Source organism: Caryophanon latum, assembly GCF_001700325.1.
Classification (GTDB): domain Bacteria; phylum Bacillota; class Bacilli; order Bacillales_A; family Planococcaceae; genus Caryophanon; species Caryophanon latum.
Genome location: NZ_MATO01000006.1, coordinates 37098 through 55181 on the forward strand (window position 1 = coordinate 37098; position 18084 = coordinate 55181).

The following is an 18084-nucleotide window of genomic DNA, read 5'->3' on the forward strand; positions in this document are numbered from 1 at the left end:
ATAAGAGGAACAATCATTCAATTTAAAGGGGGATGAACATGAGTTTACGAATTATTTCAGGGCGCGCCAAAAGCGGCAAGTCGCAGTTTATTCAACGAGAAATTGCAAAAGCATGTAAGCACGACCCGCTCGGCGCACCGATTTTCGTCATCGTGCCAGACCAAATGTCGTACACGACGGAATACGATTTAATGCATATGCATGAAATACCAGGGCTCATTCGTGCGCAAGTGTTAACGTTTAAACGTTTAGCGTGGTATATATTGCAAGAAACAGGTGGCATCGCAAGGCGTGAAGTAAACGGTGTCGGCTACAAAATGCTCATTCGTCAGCTGCTTGATACGAACAAGGAGCAATTTTCGCTATTTCGCCAAGCAGCAGGCAAGCGCGGCTTTACAGCAGAAATTGAAGCGCTGTTAAAGGAGTTCGGGCGCTACAATGTGACGTCGGAGCTACTTGACGATGTGCTGACGAAATTTCAATCGCTCGATGCACCGAAAACGTTACTGAATAAAACGGCGGATTTAAAAGTTGTCGTCGAGGCAGTGGAGGAGCGCCTTGGCACGACGTACGTTGACAGCGAAGGGTATTATCCGCTACTGACCGAGAATTTAGCACAGTCGACGCAAATGAAGGAAGCAGCTGTTTATATTGATGGCTTCACAGCATTTACGGCGCGTGAGTTTGCGCTAGTGAAGGAGCTGCTGCGCGTGGCGGCGAACGTGACGATCGTGTTGCCGTATGAATCGATTGAGGAGGCGCATAACGACCAGGCGCTCTTTCATGAGGCGGCATCGACTGCGCTGCGCTTACATGAGGCGGCACAGGAGCTACGTTTACACGTCGAGCAAGAAGTAGTGTGCTACGCGAACGATAGCGTAAAGGCAGACGCACTCGTGCACGTGGAGCGCCATTTTGAGACGCAGCCGGCACGACCGTTTGTACAAAGCGGCGATGCGTTAACGATCATTGAAGCGTCGAACCGTCGTGCTGAAGTTAGTGCGGTTGCGCGTGAAATTCGCAAGCTTGCAACAGAACAAGGGCTGCGCTATAAGGAAATGGCAGTTATTACGCGTCAAAGCGATGTGTACGACCCGCTATTTGCGACGATTTTTAAGCAGCACGACATTCCGTACTTCGGCAATACGAAAAAGCCGATGCTGCATCATCCGTTAATTGAATTTGTGCGCTCGACGCTTGAAGCGGTGATGACAGGGTGGAAGTACGAGCCGATGTTCCGCAGCATTAAGACCGATTTATTTTTCCCGTTAGCGTCGGAGCGTACCGTTTGGCGTGAGCGAGCGGACCGCATGGAAAACTACGTCATTTCGCACGGCATTTACGGCGGGCGCTGGAAGGACGATGCGCGCTGGTATTATAAAAAATATCGCGGCTTAGAGTTTAACCGCATGACGCAAACGGATGAGGAGCGCGCCATTCAGCAAGAAATCGATGCACTACGTCAGCTTGTCGTGCCACCGCTTGAAGCGTTTCAGGAGCAATTAACGCAGGCGAAAAATGCACGCGATATGGCAACAGCGATTTATACGCTTGTCGAACAGTGCGGCGTATACGAAAAAGTGATGTATATGAAGGAGCGCGAATTTAGCGACGTTCAGCTGTATGAGGCGGCGGAGCATGATCAAGCATGGAGCGGCTTTTTACAAGTGCTTGACCAGTTCGTGCATATGTTTGGCGATGAGGCATTGCTGCTAGACGATATGATTGATATTTTAGATGAAGGGTTTGAATCGCTCGAGTTTTCACGCATTCCACCGACGCTCGACCAAGTGATGATTGTGACGGCAGATTTAGCTCGTCTTGCGCATATGAAAGCCGTATTCGTCATCGGTATGAACGACGGCGTGTACCCGAAGCGCATTGACTATGAAGGGCTATTATCTGACCGCGAGCGCGATTATTTTACCGAGGCAGGGTTTGAGCTTGCACCGACGTCGAAAAATCGTCTGTTGCAGGAACCGTACATTTTATATACAGCGCTCACGTCCGCATCACAGCGCTTATTTGTAACGTACCCGCTCGCTGATGAGGAAAGTAAGGCGCTGCTGCCATCAATGTATACGAAGCGCTTAAAGGAGCTCGTACCGAACGCGAATGTGCTGCGCATGTATGTTGACCCGGCGGAAGATTTACAAAGCGAGCCGGACGTACTGCATTACGTACAGCATCCGCGCACTGCAATGCCGTTTATCGTATCGCAGCTGCGTCAGCTAGAAGAAGGGGAGCCACTTCCTGCAGTTTGGCGAGCGGTGCAGCATTATTACGAGCAGCATGTAACGTGGTCGAATATGTTTGAGCAAATGATTCAGCCGCTTCGTAAGCAAAATAAAGGCGAACCGCTAACAGAAGCGGTCACAGAGGAGCTATACGGAGAGAAGCTAACGTCGAGCGTATCGCGCATTGAACGCTTCTTTAGCTGTCCATTTTCACATTTTACGACGTACGGGCTAAAGCTAGAGGAACGCGCGGAGTATCGACTAGAAAACTTTGCGATGGGCGATTTATTCCATGCGGCGATGAAGTGGATTACCGAGGAAACGGAGCGTCTTGGCGTGCAGTGGAATCGTCTGTCGAAGGAGCAATGTCGCCTATTAACGAAGCAGGCGATCGAAGAAATTGTGCCGGTCTTTTCGCATCAAATTTTACTGAGCAGTGCGCGTTACCGTTACATTCAAAAGAAGCTTATGCATATCGTGGAGCGAACGATGCTTGCACTCACACATCACGCGCAAAAATCGCATTTTCAGACGCTCGCCTTTGAGCAAGGGTTCGGCTTTGGTGAGGCGATGCCACCGCTAAAAATTGCGCTTGAAAACGATCATACGCTTTATTTACAAGGGCGCATTGACCGCATCGACCGCGCGACGATTGACGATAAAACGTATTTACGCGTCGTCGATTACAAGTCATCTGCGCGCGATTTAAATTTATCGGAAGTGTATCACGGATTGTCGCTACAGCTCATGACGTATTTAGACGTGGCGATGGAAAACGCGCATACGTTACTGAACGATGAAGACGATGTAGAACCAGCAGGCGTATTATACGTGCATATGCATAACCCGATGCTGACGTTGCAAACAGAAATCGATGAATACGCATTAGAAGCGGCGCGTTTAGAGGAATATCGCATGCGCGGGCTCATTACGACGAACGAACAAATGATTTATTTAATGGACGACACGTTAGAAGAGCAGCCAGCAAAATCGAGCATCATTCCAGTAACGCTAAAAAAAGACGGCTCGATTTATACGGAGCGCTCAAAAGTAATTGAAACGGAAGATATGCGTTACGTGCAACAATACGTGCGCAAAAAGCATAAAGAAGCAGGCGACGGCATTTTAGCAGGTGACACGAGCATCGAGCCATACCGCTTGAAGGACAAAACGGCATGTACGTATTGCCAGTACAAGGCGATTTGCCAGTTTGACCCGTCAGATGGGCAGCAGCAATATCGCCGCTTAAAGCCGATGAAGCAGGAGCAATTTGTTGAAACGATTCGAAAGGAAGTGGACGGTGAATGATGAACATTCCACAAAAGCCGAGCGACGTGCAATGGACGAACGAGCAATGGCAGGCGATTTACGCAAGCGGGCAAGATACGCTCGTCTCAGCAGCAGCAGGTTCTGGTAAAACAGCGGTGCTCATTCAGCGCATGATTGAAAAAGTAATCGGCACAAATAGCGAACCGATTGATTGTGACGAATTGCTCGTCGTGACGTTTACGAACGCAGCCGCAGCCGAAATGCGCCAGCGTATGGCAGCCGCACTTGAAAAAGCGTTAAAGGCACAAATGACGAGCGAGCTACGTAACGAGCAAACGATTCATCATTTACGCCGTCAGCTCAGCTTAGTGAACAAAGCGCAAATTTCGACGCTGCACTCGTTTTGTTTAGCGATCGTCAAGCAATATGCGTACATGCTCGATTTAGATCCAGGATTTCGTATTGCGAACGAAGGGGAGGCGGCATTGCTTCGTGACGATGTGCTAGCGGAAGTACTAGAGCTTGCGTACGATGAGGAGCATAGCATTTCGCAGCTCGATATGTATCGCCTCGTTGATAGCTTCACGTCTGATCGCGACGACCAGGCGATTGAAATTTTAATCGAAAAGTTATACGACATGTCGCGCGTGCAGCCGAAGCCGTACGAATGGCTGAACAATTTAGTGAAGAGCTACGAGCTAGCAGACGACATGACCGTAGACGATTTACATTTTATTGACGACGTAAAAAAAGCAATCGTACTCGAGCTTGAAAGTGCGATGAGCTATTTAGAGGAAATGCGCGAGCTAACGTTACTGCCAGATGGACCGGCAAACTACGGCGCGACGCTTGTGCAAGATTTTGAGCTGATGCGCACGTTATTAGCTGTTGCAAAAAGCGGTACGTGGCAAAGCTTGCACGACGCCGTTACGAATGTGAAATGGACGAGATTAGCGAGCATTAAAAAGGACGAAGCAGGCGACCCAGACTTACAAGAACGTGCAAAAGCAAAGCGCGACAAGGCGAAAAAAGTAGTGACGACGCTAGCGAGCACGTATTTTATGCGCCAGCCTGCAACGCTCGTAAACGAAGTTCGTCGCATGGCACCGATCATTGCGACGCTCGTGCAGCTGACGAAAGATTATAGTGAGCGCTACAAAGAAGTGAAGCGAAAACGTGCGCTCGTCGATTTTTCGGATTTAGAGCATTACGCACTGCAAATTTTAACGCAGCCAAATTCACTTGAGCCGTCTGTTGTCGCACTCGATTTACAGCAAAAATTTAAAGAAGTGCTCGTTGACGAATATCAAGATGTCAATTTATTACAGGAGACAATTTTACAGCTCGTGAAAAGCGGCGGTGCGAGTGATGGCAATATGTTCATGGTCGGCGATTTAAAACAGTCGATTTACCGCTTCCGCTTAGCTGAACCGCGCTTATTTTTAGGCAAATACGAGGACTATAAGCAAGGCGATAGTGGCTTGAAAATTGATTTAAATGCGAATTTCCGCTCGCGTAAAGAAGTGTTGCACGGCACGAATAATTTGTTTGAGCAGCTCATGACGTCAGCAGTCGGCGAGCTCAATTACGATGATGATGCGTCGCTAAAATATAGCGGTGGCTACGACGATGTGCCACAGCCTCAGCCGATTGAGTTTGCGATTGTGACGCAGTTAGAAGATGAACAAGACGGCGACGAGGACGACTTAACGCAGGCACAATTTGAAGCGCGCTACATCATTCGTGAAATTCAGCGCATGATGGAAGCAGGTGTCACGGTAAAAGGGAAAGACGGTAAGCAACGTAAGCTTGAGTACCGCGACATCGTCATTTTAATGCGCTCGATGACGTGGTCGTCGGAGTTTGCCGAGGAGTTTAAGCAGGCGAACGTGCCGCTTTATACCGAGCTATCAAAAGGCTATTTCGAGGCGCTTGAAGTGATGATTATGCTCAACACGTTAAAAGTAGTCGACAATCCGTATCAAGACATCGCACTTGCATCTGTGTTGCGTGCGCCATTTGTCGGCTTAACTGAAAATGAGCTTGCGACGATTCGCATTGCGGACAAAAAAGTACCGTTTTATGAGGCGCTACATGCGTTTGTGCGCGATGGACGAAGCGGCATTGCACAGCGTACAGCCGAGAAGCTACAGCGCTTTTTACAGCTGCTACAAAAATGGCGCGACGCCTCAAAGCGCCAATCGCTCGCTAATTTAATTTGGCTTATTTATGAAGATACGTATTATTACGAGATGGTCGGCGCGATGCATAACGGCAAGCAGCGTCAGGCGAATTTACGCGTGCTGCACGACCGCGCCCTCGCATATGAAAAAACAGCATTCCGCGGACTGTTTCGCTTCTTACGCTTCATCGACCGCATGAAAACGCGCGGAGACGATTTAGGAACAGCACGCTCTGTTAGTGCAGAAGAAGACGTCGTGCGCATTATGACGATTCACGCATCAAAAGGGCTGGAGTTCCCGATCGTCTTCGCAGCAGGTATGGGGCGAGGCTTCAACAAAATGGACTTCAACAACCCGTACGTATTTGACCAAAAGTACGGCATCGGGGTGAAGGCGATTGACCCAGAGCATCGCATCACATACACATCGCTGCCATTTTTAGCAATTAAGGAGAAAAAGCTGCTCGAAATGCGCGCCGAGGAAATGCGTATTTTATACGTTGCGATGACGCGCCCGAAAGAAAAGCTTTATTTAGTCGGCTCGGTGAAAGATGCGGACAAAGCGATCACATCATGGCGTGAGCAGCAGCACGTCGCAGCAGGAGAGCCGTTGCCAAACTATTTACGCGCAAAAGCAAATAGCTATTTAGATTGGCTCGGACCTGCGATTGCACGCCACGACGATTTTGAAGCATCACTCGAAGGCGAAGAAGTAGCACAATGGCGCGTGACGATTGTCGATGCGGCGGATTTAACGTCGCAGCAGCAAGCGATCACGAACGAGCAGCTGCAAAATAAGCATACGCTCGATACATGTTACGTGGAGGAAGTGGCGCGACGATTTTCTGCGACGTATGAGCAGCAAGCGGCAACGAACACGCGCTCGAAAACGTCTGTGAGCGAGCTGAAACGTTTGCAGCAGCTTCAGTTATTAGACGAGCCTGAGCTATTTGTCGAAGCGGCGCCGATGCAGCAAAAAGAAGCGCCGCGCCCGCAATTTATGCAGCAGCAAACGTTAACTGCAGCAGAAATCGGAACGGCATTTCACGCGGCGATGCAACACGTGCCGCAGCAAGGATTTGCGTCTAGCGCGGACATCGAGCCGTTTATTCAATCGCTCATAACGCGTGAAATTTTAACCGCATCGGAAGCTTCTGTATTACAGCCGGAGCATTTTGAGCGCTTTTTCGCCTCAGTAATCGGGCAGCAATTCCAAGCAGCACGTCGACTATGGCGCGAGTTGCCGTTTACGATGCTCGTAAAAGATGACGACGCGGCAGATGGGCAAATTATTCAAGGGATTATCGACTGTGTCATCGAGCAGCAAGACGGCACGCTCATACTGCTCGATTACAAAACAGACCGCATTGCGAAGGCGAACTTACAGCAAGAGCTAACGCGTCGCTACGACATGCAGCTTGCGACATATGCACAAGCACTCGCAAGCATTACGAACGCAACCGTTGCACAAAAAGTCATTTACGCCGTGCAGCACGGGGAAACCGTTGTGATGAATTAATCTGTTGCATCAATTTATGATATGAAGGAAGATTGTGTTAAAAGTCGAATTGTGACATTAGCACAATCTTTTTTCATCGATGAACGGTGTTTGGAACATGTAATGAGAATGAGTAGTAACAGATTTGAAGTCGAAAGTAAAACTGGGTGGCACGGAATGAGAGGCTGACTCCAGCGGGAATAGCTCGTGTCTCAAGACCCCACAGACGCGAGTTATGAGCGTCGAGGAGGCTTGAGCCGAGCCCGCGGAAAGCATGCCTCGATGTGGAGGGCCAGCTTGTTAACGTATATCAGTTATGAAAAAATAAGAAAACATTGAATGAAGAAAGGGTGAAACGATTTGTACACAACTTACACCGATCGCATCCATACACTCGACGTCATTCGCGGGCTTTGCTTGCTCGGCATTTTAGTCATTAACGTCTTCGGCTTTTTACTACCGATGCCGTACATTGACTTATATGCATGGTATAGCGGCAGTCCGTTTGAGCTCGTCGCGTACGAAAACATTGCCATTTACATACAAGGCAGCATTTACCCGCTATTTGCGATGCTGTTTGGCTACGGGGTCGCGATGCAATACGTAAAAGCAGGCACGTCATTTTATTCGTTTGCGCCGCGCCGCTTCACGATTTTACTTGTGATCGGCTTGCTGCACGGTGTTGTACTTTGGTGGGGCGATATTTTATTTGCGTACGCCATTTGTGCGTTCGTGCTGCTTGCGTTCATTCGCTTAAAGCCGATTGCGTTACTCGTTAGCGCCATCGTCATAAACGGCATCTGGCAGCTATATGCACTCGTGTTTCTCGGCTACTGGACATACGGCAGCGTGCAAATGGATACGTACGTTGATTTGCAAGCGATTGAAGACGTCGTGACAGCATATACGCTCGGCTCATGGGGCGACCAGCTTGCACAGCGCAGCGAGGACTTCGCATTCATGTTCCAACCAATCGTATGGCTCACGACGCTGCTGCCGTACATGCTCATCGGGGCAGCTGCATCAAAATGGCGCCTTATTGAACGTGCGCGCGAACTAAAAGCATTTTGGTTCGCACTCGCTGTCGTTACACTCGGCGTCGGCATTTACGTTAAAAGCTTGTTCGTGTTAAGCGACAGCACGTATTTTTATTATTACGTGCAAACGTACATCGGTGGCCCGCTCGTTGCAATCGGCTACGCAAGTGTCATCGTGCTCGTTTGTATGTTGCCAGCAATGCTAAACGTAATGAAGCCGTTTGCAAGCATCGGGCGAATGTCGCTTTCGATGTATATTGCGCAGTCTGTCATCATGACGGCGCTAAGCTACGGTGCGTCGCTGTACGGCAAGCTCGATGTGCAATCGATGGTATTGCTTGCAGTCGGTATTTACGTGTTGCAAGTGATCGCCGCGGAGCTGTATTTCTTAAAATTTACGCAAGGACCGTTAGAGATAATATGGAAACGACTGACATACAGAAAAATAATTCAGCGAAAATGAGGAAATTTCTGACGATTTGCGGTATGATGAAAAAAAGTCAAAAGGAGCGCTTAATGAGATGAAACTTTTATCATTTACTTACAACGATCAAGTTCGATTTGGACTAAAAGTCAAAAAAGAAGAGGCAGTATGGGATGTTCTTGCTATTCAAGAACAGTTAGCTGTATTACCTGAGTTTGCAAAAACGATGGTAGAAGGTGTGGCAAAAGGGCTAGACTTCGTCGAACAAATTCGTAAATTAGTTGAAGCGGCTTCGAAGGATGAAAATCCAGCACAGTTTAAACGAGCATTTACAGACATTACGTGGCTATCACCAATTCCACGTACACCAAAAAACATCATTTGTGTAGGTCGCAATTACGCAGACCACGCAGCAGAAATGGGCGGCGTGTCACCAGAAGATTTAATCGTCTTCACGAAATCACCATTAACAATTGCAGCGGACGAGCAAACGTTACCACTGCATGCACATAAAACAAACTCACTTGACTATGAAGGTGAATTAGCAATCGTCATCGGTAAAGGTGGCAAAAACATTCCGAAAAACTTAGCGTATGACTACGTGTTCGGTTATTCAATCGCAAACGACATTTCAGCGCGTGATGTGCAATACCGCCACGAGCAGTTCTTCTTAGGCAAAAGCTTAGACGGCACTTGCCCAATTGGACCGTACGTTGTAACGAAAGACGAATTACCAGACCCACACGCATTAACGATCGTTACAAAAGTAAACGACGAAATTCGTCAAAATGCATCAACGAAAAATATGTTATTCCAAGTTGATACGTTAATTTCAACAATTTCAACGTACGTAACGCTTGAGCCAGGCGACATCATTTTAACAGGTACGCCAGCAGGAGTTGGTAAAGGGATGAACCCACCAACGTACTTAAAGAGCGGCGACGTTGTAAAAGTGTCAGTTGAAGGTATCGGCACGCTCGTAAATCGTTTCGAATAACGTTCGCAACAATTTGAATCACCACTTAATATCTGTTACGATGATGTATGTACTAACATATTATGAGGTGGGGAAACGATGGACTTTTTAACAACGACTACACATGCGCACATTACGTCATGGGTAGTGATGATCGTGCTATTTGCGGTAGCATTTTCGAAATATTCAAAAGGTGTACACATGGCGTTACGTTTATTTTACGTATTAGCTATTTTCACAGGTGTCGCACTTTATTTAGAGTACCGTGCAACGTTTGAATATGACATTAAGTTTACATTTGCCATTTTAACAATTGGTATGATGGAAATGGTATTAGGCAAGAAGCAAAAAGGAAAATCAGCTGGCGTATTTATGGCGTTATTAGTTGTTTTTGTACTTGTAACAATTTTCTACGGCTTCAAGCTTCCAGCAGGTTTTGCCTTCTTCGGCTAGCCTTTATTAAAACCGCGTATCCAGCAATGGTGCGCGGTTTTTTTTTGAATCATGAAAAAGGAGGCGTAGCATATGTGGCTCGTCATTATCGGTGGCTTATTTTTATTTTTCATTATTATGATGGTCGAAGCGAAGCGACTTCAGCGACAAAAAGACTAAATTCGTAAAGGGGATATGGATATGGGAATGCTACATACGCTGCGTCGTGCTGCGGCATGTATCGCAATCGGAGCGCTTGCAATGACAGCGCCGACTGCCTATGCACAGCAGGAACGAGCAATAGAGGATGAAAGTATATACGACTTGCTCGTGGACCGTTTTTTCAACGGCACGATTGTGAACGATGAGCAAGTTGATACGCAAAATCCAGCGAGCTTTGCAGGGGGGGATTTTGCGGGCTTAGCGGAAAAGGTAAGCTACATTCAATCACTCGGCTTTACGACAGCGGCAATCGGCTCAGTATTTGCGACGGATACGTATGACGGCTACATGGTGACGTCATATACAGAACTAGAGCCGCATTTCGGTACGCAGCAAGAGCTTCAGCACGTCGTCGAAACATTTCACAAAAAGCAAATTCGCGTCATGCCAGATGTGCGTTTGAATCGCGTCAGTGCAAATCATGAATGGCTTGCGCAGCACCCGACGTGGGGAACTGTAGTCGATAATGTTGTGCAGTGGGATTATACGAATGCACAGTTCGTCGCAGCGTTACGTGAAGCAATCGTTCAGTTCCAGCAAACGTATGAATTTGGAGCGCTGCGCTTTACTGAAACGACGAACGTGCCAGCACCGGTGTTAAACGACATCATTGCGGCGCTGCGAGACGTTACGCCGAACATTCAAATTGTAAGCAACGAGGCGACGACAGCACAAGTTGATGCGGCATTAAATGAAGCGCACGTGGACGTTTGGAGCCGCATGTTCGCGCAGCCGTCACAGCCGACGAGCGAGCTAGCACAGCTTGTAACATCGCAAGCGAGCGTTGCGGCAGTCGATACGTTAACGTCACCGCGTTTAACGCATAAAGCAGCAGAGGCGAATGTGTTTCCACCGACGCGCATTAAAGTCGCAATGGGGGCGCTATTGACGATGCCGGTCGTGCCGATGATGACGTACGGCACCGAAATTTCGATGAACGGTGCAACAGCGGCACAGTCACATCAAATTCAAAATTTTAAAGTTGATGAGGAAATTATTTCGTACATTGCCGATGTGCAAACGGTGCGCAACAAATCGGCGGCGCTACGAACAGGTGCGTTTGAATTGCTGCACGAGCAGGACGGCTTTATCGTGTTCACGCGCAGCAACGACGAGGAAACGTGGGTCGTAGCGATTAACAACACCGGTGAGACACAAAACTATGCAGTGCCTGCGTCGATGTTCCATGAGTCAAAGGAGCTACACGGATTATTTGAAAAAGATATCGTACGTGTCGATGAGCAAGGGCAATACAACCTCGTCGTCGATCGCGAAATTGTTGAGCTATACCAAGTGAAAGAAGAAAAAGGGTTTAATGTTGCTTACATGGGGGTAATGGCTTTTGTGTATGTGATTTTTATCGCGTTCATTTGGCTATTAATACGCCGAGCGAAACGACCGACAGCCACATAATAAAAATTTCCAGCTATGACCGTACAATGAAATGGTTCATAGCTTTTTTTTGCTAGTCCTCCGACAACGTACAACTAAGCGTAAGTGAAAAATGATAGCGCTTTATAAATGGGGCATTTACGTCAAAATATTATGCGAATCAATTTTATTTTGCTGAAATTTATTATCGCTAAACGAACATAATTTGTCTGTATATTCAGTAAATAACGTATTAATTTAGCAGTTTAAAGTGTTGAAATGCGCAAAAACTAGTTGTCAAGCCTCTTATAAACTACTAAAATGTCATTATGTTAGAATAATTCATACATCTATGTTGACGCACCCTTTCTGACAAAGGTATAATGTGTAACAGTGTGTTTTTGTAGGATCAATTGACTGAAAATTTAGGAAGCGGCTTAGCACGATGAAGACGATTTTTTTATAAATGAAATTGTCACAATATTCTCATACCGCTTGCTTGAAAGGAGCAACAATTTGAAAACGACGAATGAAGAACTATTAATTATTAACGATTTGCACACAGGCTTTCGAATTAAAGATACGTATTTCGATGCAGTTGATGGTGTATCGCTGACGTTAAAGAAGAACGAAATTTTAGCAATTGTTGGCGAATCAGGCTGTGGGAAAAGTACATTAGCGACGTCAATTATGGGGCTACACGATCATAATAAAACGCGCGTATTAGGCGAAATTTTATATCAAGGCAAAAATTTAGCGAAAATGACCGAGGACGAGTTCAATGAAATTCGCGGCGAGGAAATCGGCATGATCTTCCAAGACCCGCTATCGGCATTAAACCCATTAATGCGCATTGGCGACCAAATTGAGGAAGGGTTAGTTTATCATACGAGCATGTCAAAAGCTGAGCGTAAAGCACGCGTATTAGAGCTTTTAGAGCAAGTAGGTATTCCGAATCCGCCACGTGTTGCTAAGCAATTCCCACACCAATTATCAGGAGGGATGCGTCAGCGTGTCATCATTGCGATTGCGATTGCGTGTAAACCGAAAGTAATCATTGCTGATGAGCCGACAACAGCGCTCGACGTAACGATTCAAGCGCAAATTTTAGACTTGTTGATCGACCTGCAAGATGAAACAGGCGCAGGCATTATTTTAATTACGCATGACTTAGGGGTTGTAGCGGAAGTTGCAGACCGTGTTGCCGTCATGTATGCAGGACAAATTGTTGAAATTGCGGACGTTGAGGAGCTATTTACAAATCCGAAGCATCCGTACACACGCTCACTATTTAACTCGATTCCACAAATGGGTGCAGCAGAGGGTGAGCGTTTAAACGTCATTCAAGGTATCGTGCCATCGCTTATGAACTTACCGCGCCAAGGCTGTCGATTTGCAGCGCGCGTGCCGTGGGTGAAAGCGTCAGAGCACGAGGAGACGCCGACGTTGCATGAAGTAGCACCAGGGCATCATGTTCGTTGTACGTGCTGGCAAAACTTTCACTTTGAAGGGGGTAACGCATAATGAGCTTTATGCAAATTAACGATTTAAAAGTGCACTACCCAATTCGCGGTGGCTTCTTTAATACAGTTGTCGATAATGTGTATGCAGTAGATGGCATTTCAATGGAGTTCGAGCGCGGTAAAGCGTACGGCTTAGTTGGCGAATCAGGCTGCGGCAAATCAACGACAGGTAAATCGATTATCGGCTTAGAAAAAATTTCGAGCGGTGAAATTATTTATGAAGGCGAAAACGTAACGAATAAACGTCGCGATCGTCGTTCAAGCTACAACCGCGAAATTCAAATGATTTTCCAAGATTCGCATTCAAGCTTAAATCCACGTAAGCGCGTAAAAGAAATTTTACAAGAGCCAATTCGTAACTTTTTAAGCTTAACGCCTGCTGAGGAAGAGAAAAAAATTAGCGAGCTATTAGCGATTGTCGGCATGCCAGAGGACGCGAAGCTAAAATATCCACATGAGTTCTCAGGTGGACAGAAGCAGCGTTTAGGTATTGCGCGTGCGATTGCGACAAATCCGAAATTAATTATCGCTGATGAACCGGTTTCAGCGCTTGATTTATCAGTACAAGCACAAGTGCTAAACTTCATGAAAGACATTCAAAATGAATACGGCTTAAGCTACTTATTCATCTCGCATGATTTAGGTGTCGTTAAACATATGTGTGATCACATTTCGATTATGTATCGTGGACGTTTCGTAGAGTCAGGTTCTAAAGAGGACATTTACAAAAATCCACAGCACATTTATACGAAGCGCTTATTATCGGCCATTCCAGATGTCAATCCAATCGGTCGTGCAGAGCGTAAACGCACACGTATTGAAGTGGAGAAGCATTACCAAGCAGAGCATAAACATTACTTCGATGAAAATGGCCGCGTATACGATTTAGTGCCAGTAGCAGGATCTAACGGTCACTTAGTAGCAGCTAAAGCGAAGGGGGCGTTTTAATTATGTGGAAAACGATATTACGTCGATTTTTAGTCATGATTCCGCAGCTTTTCGTGCTAAGCTTATTAATTTTCGTCATGGCGCAGTTCATGCCAGGTGACCCGTTCACTGGTTCGATCACGCCAGACACAGACCCAGCACGTATTGAAGAATTGCGTGAAAAAGCAGGGCTAAACGATCCGTGGTATGAGCAGTACGGACGATGGATTGGCAATGCGCTGCAAGGGGATTTTGGTAAGTCTTATACGTACAAAATGGAAGTATCGAAGCTAATCGGTGAGCGTGCATTAAACACGTTCTGGTTATCATTCATTTCGGTTATTTTACTGTACATTATTGCAATTCCGCTCGGCGTATTAGCAGGGCGCTATAGCAACTCAGCGTTAGATAAATCAATTATTCTTTATAGTTTCGTAACATATGCGATTCCGACATTCGTACTCGCATTAATCTTTTTATACTTCTTCGGCTACAAGCTCAACTGGTTCCCAACTGGTGGCTCAGTAGACGTGCAGTATGATCCAGGAACGTTCGGCTATGCATGGAGTAAAATGTATCACATGTTACTGCCGGCGATTACGTATGCAATTTTAGGTACGACGTCGATCATTCAGTTTTTACGTTCGGAAATTATCGATGCGAAAGCACAAGATTATGTACGTACAGCGCGCAGTAAAGGAATTCCGATGCGCAAAGTGTACACGCGTCACATTTTCCGCAACTCATTATTGCCGATCGCTGCGTTTTTAGGCTTTACGATTACTGGCTTATTAGGCGGCTCGATTTTCATTGAAACAATTTTCAGCTTCCCAGGTATGGGGCAGCTATTCATTTCGTCAATTGGTTCACGTGACTATTCAGTTATCACAGCGTTAGTAATGCTATTTGGCTTCTTAACATTATTAGGTAGTCTATTATCCGATATTATTATGAGTATCGTTGACCCACGTATTAGGATTGAATAGGCCGTACTAAAAAAAGTTAAGGAGAGGTGAAAACAGTGGTTCAATTAGATAAGAAAGAAGAAGTAGTAAGCTCTCCGCCTACAGGAATGCAGGTTATTATTCGAGAGTTTAAAAAAGATAAAATTGCGCTCTTTTCATTAATCGCGCTCGTTGTAGCGATTGTGACAATTTTCATTTGGGCGGCAATGATTGACCAGCAGGAGCTGATGCGCGTAAGCTTGCGCGAAAAGTTTGCAGAGCCAGGAGAAAAATTTTGGTTAGGGGCTGACCAAGGTGGACGAGACATTTTAGGTCAGTTAATTATCGGGGCTCGTAACTCGATTGCGATCGCGATTGCCATTACGTTCATTACAGGTGTAACAGGCGTTGTGATCGGTTTATTATGTGGTTACTACGGTGGCTTTATCGATAACATGTTCATGCGTATTATCGATTTCTTCATCACAATTCCACAATTAATGATCATCATCGTATTCGTAACAATCATTCCGAAATATACGGTGTTGACGTTCGTGTTAATTATGAGTTTATTTTTATGGACGGGAACAGCGCGTCTCGTTCGTTCAAAAGCGTTATCTGAAAGTAAGCGCGACTACGTAAACGCCTCAAAAACGTTAGGTACGAGCGATTTTAAAATTATTTTTGGTAAAATTATGCCAAATTTAAGTTCGATCATTATTGTGGAGTTAACATTAAACTTTGCGGGTAATGTAGGGATAGAGACGGGGCTTTCATATTTAGGCTTCGGTTTACCACCATCAACACCATCGCTCGGAACGCTTGTAAGTTATGCGAATAATCCGCTTGTTTTATCGAGTAAATGGTGGGTATGGTTACCTGCTTCAATCTTAATTTTATTATTAATGTTAAGCATCAACTATATTGGTCAAGCGTTACGTCGTTCGGCTGATGCTAAACAACGTCTAGGATAATATGCTACAATGTTCTTATACGAGTTTTGAATATGCTCGTATAAGACATTTATTCTAAAAGTACAGAACATTTCATATATTGCTATTTGTAAAAAAATGTAGCGATATGACAATTTCTTTGGTACTATCATAATTACTTAGTGTCACGAAATGCTTTGTGAATTATGTTCAGTATATAGCATGAGTGGACAAATTAAGCGTCCAACGATATAGGCAATTATAAAAAGGGAGGAAACAAATATGATGACGAAAAAGAAATGGGCAGTAGCATCTTCACTTGCATTATCTTCAATGCTAGTATTAGCAGCTTGCGGTGATGAAGAGGAAACAACAAACGAAGGTACAGACACAGAGGAAAATACAAACGAAGAAACAGATGAAGGCAGCACAGATATCGGTTCTACTTTAGGTACAGATACGACGAACGCTGACGAAGCAATCGAAGGCGGTACGTTAAAAGTTGCATTAGTAGCACAATCTCCGTTCCAAGGGATCTTCTCATGGACATTATATGAAGATGGCTATGATGCAGACTTAATGGAATACACAACGAATGCAATTTTTGAAACAGATGGCGACTTTTTAGCAACAGACGAAGGCATTGCGTCAATGTCAGTAGATGAAGAAGCGAAAGTTGTAACAATTAAAATTCGCGAAGGCGTAAAATGGTCTGACGGCGAGCCGCTTAAAATTGAAGACTTAATGTTACCGTATGAAATTATCGGTCACCCTGATTACACAGGTGTACGTTACGATGCAGATTTCAAAAATATCGTAGGTGCTGAAGAGTATAATGCAGGTACTGCTGATACAATTTCAGGTATTACAAAAGTTGACGAAACAACGATGACAATTGCGTTAAAAGAAGTTTCTCCAGCGATCGCATCAATCGGTGCTGGTATTTGGGGTTACGCTGAGCCATCACATATCATTAAGGACATTCCAGTTGCAGAGTTAGTAGAACATGATGCAGTGCGTTTAAACCCTGTAACATTAGGTCCATTCAAAATTAACAAAATCGTTCCTGGTGAGTCTGTAGAGTACGTGAAAAACGAACACTACTGGAAAGGCGAGCCAAAACTTGATGGCGTTGTTGTAAAAGTTGTACCATCATCTTCAGCAGCAGTAGCGTTACAAAACGGTGAGTATGATATGGCAGTTGGCTTCGGCGCAACACAATATGACCAAATCGAAAGCTTAGAAAACATCGAAATTTTAGCACGTGAAGAGCTTGCATACACTTACTTAGGCTTCAAGCTAGGTAAAATGGATACAGAAGCTGGTCAAGTAGTAATGGATCCAAATGCGAAAATGGCTGACAAAAACTTACGTAAAGCAATGGGCTACGCATTAAACATTGAAGAAGTATCAGATGTTTATTACTACGGCTTACGCTCTCGTGCAAACTCATTCATTCCACCAGTATTCGCATCATTCCATAACGCAGACTTACCTGGTTACACATATGACCCAGAAAAAGCGATGGAATTATTAGATGAAGCTGGTTACGTTGATAAAGACGGTGACGGTATCCGTGAAGATAAAGAAGGCAATCCATTAGAAATTCGTTTAGCGACGATGTCAGGTGACGATATCGCTGAGCAAATTACACAATACTGGTTACAAAACTGGGCTGATGTAGGCTTAAACGTAACGTTAACGACAGGTCGCTCAATCGAGTTCAATGCGTTCTACGATAAAGTACAAGCAGATGACCCAGAAATCGACATTTTCATGGGTGCATGGGGTACAGGTACGAACCCATCTCCAATGGGGTTATACTCTAACGATGCAGCGTTTAACTTCTCTCGCTTTGCAACAGAAGAATCTCAAGAGCTACTTGTAGCAATCGATTCTCCAGAAGCATTCGATGCGGACTTCCGTAAAGAGAAATTACTTGCTTGGGAAGAATTAATGGCTGAAGAAGCGCCAGTAATCCCAATGAACAACCGTTTAGAAATTACACCAGTAAACAAACGTGTGAAAAACTTCTCAATCGACTACACAACTGATTTAGGTTTAGAAGATGTACAGTTAACAGCAGAAGAGCCAATTAAATAATAACGGC

11 protein-coding genes are annotated in these 18084 nt (G+C 45.5%); all 11 read left to right on the forward strand.

Annotated elements, in window-relative coordinates; all coding sequences use genetic code 11:
- Nucleotides 1-38: 38 nt before the first annotated feature.
- On the forward strand, nucleotides 39-3545 hold the full coding sequence (addB, locus tag A6K76_RS01680; protein ID WP_066461460.1) for a helicase-exonuclease AddAB subunit AddB: 3507 nt from the start codon (nucleotides 39-41) through the stop codon (nucleotides 3543-3545).
- Nucleotides 3542-7207 carry a helicase-exonuclease AddAB subunit AddA gene (gene addA, locus A6K76_RS01685; protein WP_139108630.1) on the forward strand — a complete coding sequence of 1222 codons (3666 nt, stop codon included), beginning with the start codon at nucleotides 3542-3544 and terminating at the stop codon, nucleotides 7205-7207. Before addB ends, addA begins: the two co-directional genes overlap by 4 nt.
- Nucleotides 7208-7546: 339 nt before the next feature.
- Nucleotides 7547-8686 (forward strand): DUF418 domain-containing protein, encoded by a 1140-nt coding sequence (locus A6K76_RS01690; RefSeq protein ID WP_066461462.1) that lies wholly within the window; start codon nucleotides 7547-7549, stop codon nucleotides 8684-8686.
- Nucleotides 8687-8744: 58 nt separating this feature from the next.
- On the forward strand, nucleotides 8745-9644 hold the full coding sequence (locus tag A6K76_RS01695) for a fumarylacetoacetate hydrolase family protein (protein WP_066461464.1): 900 nt from the start codon (nucleotides 8745-8747) through the stop codon (nucleotides 9642-9644).
- A gap of 78 nt (nucleotides 9645-9722) precedes the next feature.
- Entirely contained in the window at nucleotides 9723-10076 is a 354-nt protein-coding gene (locus A6K76_RS01700) for a YisL family protein (RefSeq protein ID WP_066461465.1), read from the forward strand.
- A 180-nt stretch (nucleotides 10077-10256) separates the two neighbouring features.
- Nucleotides 10257-11690 carry an alpha-amylase family glycosyl hydrolase gene (locus A6K76_RS01705; protein WP_066461467.1) on the forward strand — a complete coding sequence of 478 codons (1434 nt, stop codon included), beginning with the start codon at nucleotides 10257-10259 and terminating at the stop codon, nucleotides 11688-11690.
- Nucleotides 11691-12164: 474 nt separating this feature from the next.
- Nucleotides 12165-13172, forward strand: coding sequence for an ABC transporter ATP-binding protein (locus A6K76_RS01710; protein WP_066461469.1), 1008 nt, complete (start codon nucleotides 12165-12167; stop codon nucleotides 13170-13172).
- Nucleotides 13172-14119: an ATP-binding cassette domain-containing protein gene (locus tag A6K76_RS01715; RefSeq protein ID WP_066461471.1), complete on the forward strand. Its 948-nt coding sequence runs from the start codon at nucleotides 13172-13174 to the stop codon at nucleotides 14117-14119. The genes A6K76_RS01710 and A6K76_RS01715 overlap by 1 nt, the downstream gene beginning before the upstream one ends.
- 2 nt (nucleotides 14120-14121) lie before the next feature.
- On the forward strand, nucleotides 14122-15084 hold the full coding sequence (gene opp4B, locus A6K76_RS01720; protein ID WP_066461472.1) for an oligopeptide ABC transporter permease: 963 nt from the start codon (nucleotides 14122-14124) through the stop codon (nucleotides 15082-15084).
- A gap of 86 nt (nucleotides 15085-15170) precedes the next feature.
- The gene (locus A6K76_RS01725; protein ID WP_066461617.1) at nucleotides 15171-16016 is read left to right on the forward strand and encodes an ABC transporter permease; all 846 of its coding nucleotides are present in this window, start codon (nucleotides 15171-15173) and stop codon (nucleotides 16014-16016) included.
- A 243-nt stretch (nucleotides 16017-16259) separates the two neighbouring features.
- Entirely contained in the window at nucleotides 16260-18077 is a 1818-nt protein-coding gene (locus tag A6K76_RS01730; RefSeq protein ID WP_066461619.1) for an oligopeptide ABC transporter substrate-binding protein, read from the forward strand.
- The last annotated feature ends 7 nt before the right edge of the window (nucleotides 18078-18084 follow it).

Bases quoted from the DNA above. Each gene is read 5' to 3' on its own strand.
- addB (WP_066461460.1), top strand. From the start codon at position 39: ATGAGTTTACGAATTATTTCAGGGCGCGCCAAAAGCGGCAAGTCGCAG.
- addA (WP_139108630.1), top strand. From the start codon at position 3,542: ATGATGAACATTCCACAAAAGCCGAGCGACGTGCAATGGACGAACGAG.
- A6K76_RS01695 (WP_066461464.1), top strand. From the start codon at position 8,745: ATGAAACTTTTATCATTTACTTACAACGATCAAGTTCGATTTGGACTA.
- A6K76_RS01700 (WP_066461465.1), top strand. From the start codon at position 9,723: ATGGACTTTTTAACAACGACTACACATGCGCACATTACGTCATGGGTA.
- A6K76_RS01705 (WP_066461467.1), top strand. From the start codon at position 10,257: ATGGGAATGCTACATACGCTGCGTCGTGCTGCGGCATGTATCGCAATC.
- A6K76_RS01715 (WP_066461471.1), top strand. From the start codon at position 13,172: ATGAGCTTTATGCAAATTAACGATTTAAAAGTGCACTACCCAATTCGC.
- opp4B (WP_066461472.1), top strand. From the start codon at position 14,122: ATGTGGAAAACGATATTACGTCGATTTTTAGTCATGATTCCGCAGCTT.
- A6K76_RS01725 (WP_066461617.1), top strand. From the start codon at position 15,171: ATGCAGGTTATTATTCGAGAGTTTAAAAAAGATAAAATTGCGCTCTTT.
- A6K76_RS01730 (WP_066461619.1), top strand. From the start codon at position 16,260: ATGACGAAAAAGAAATGGGCAGTAGCATCTTCACTTGCATTATCTTCA.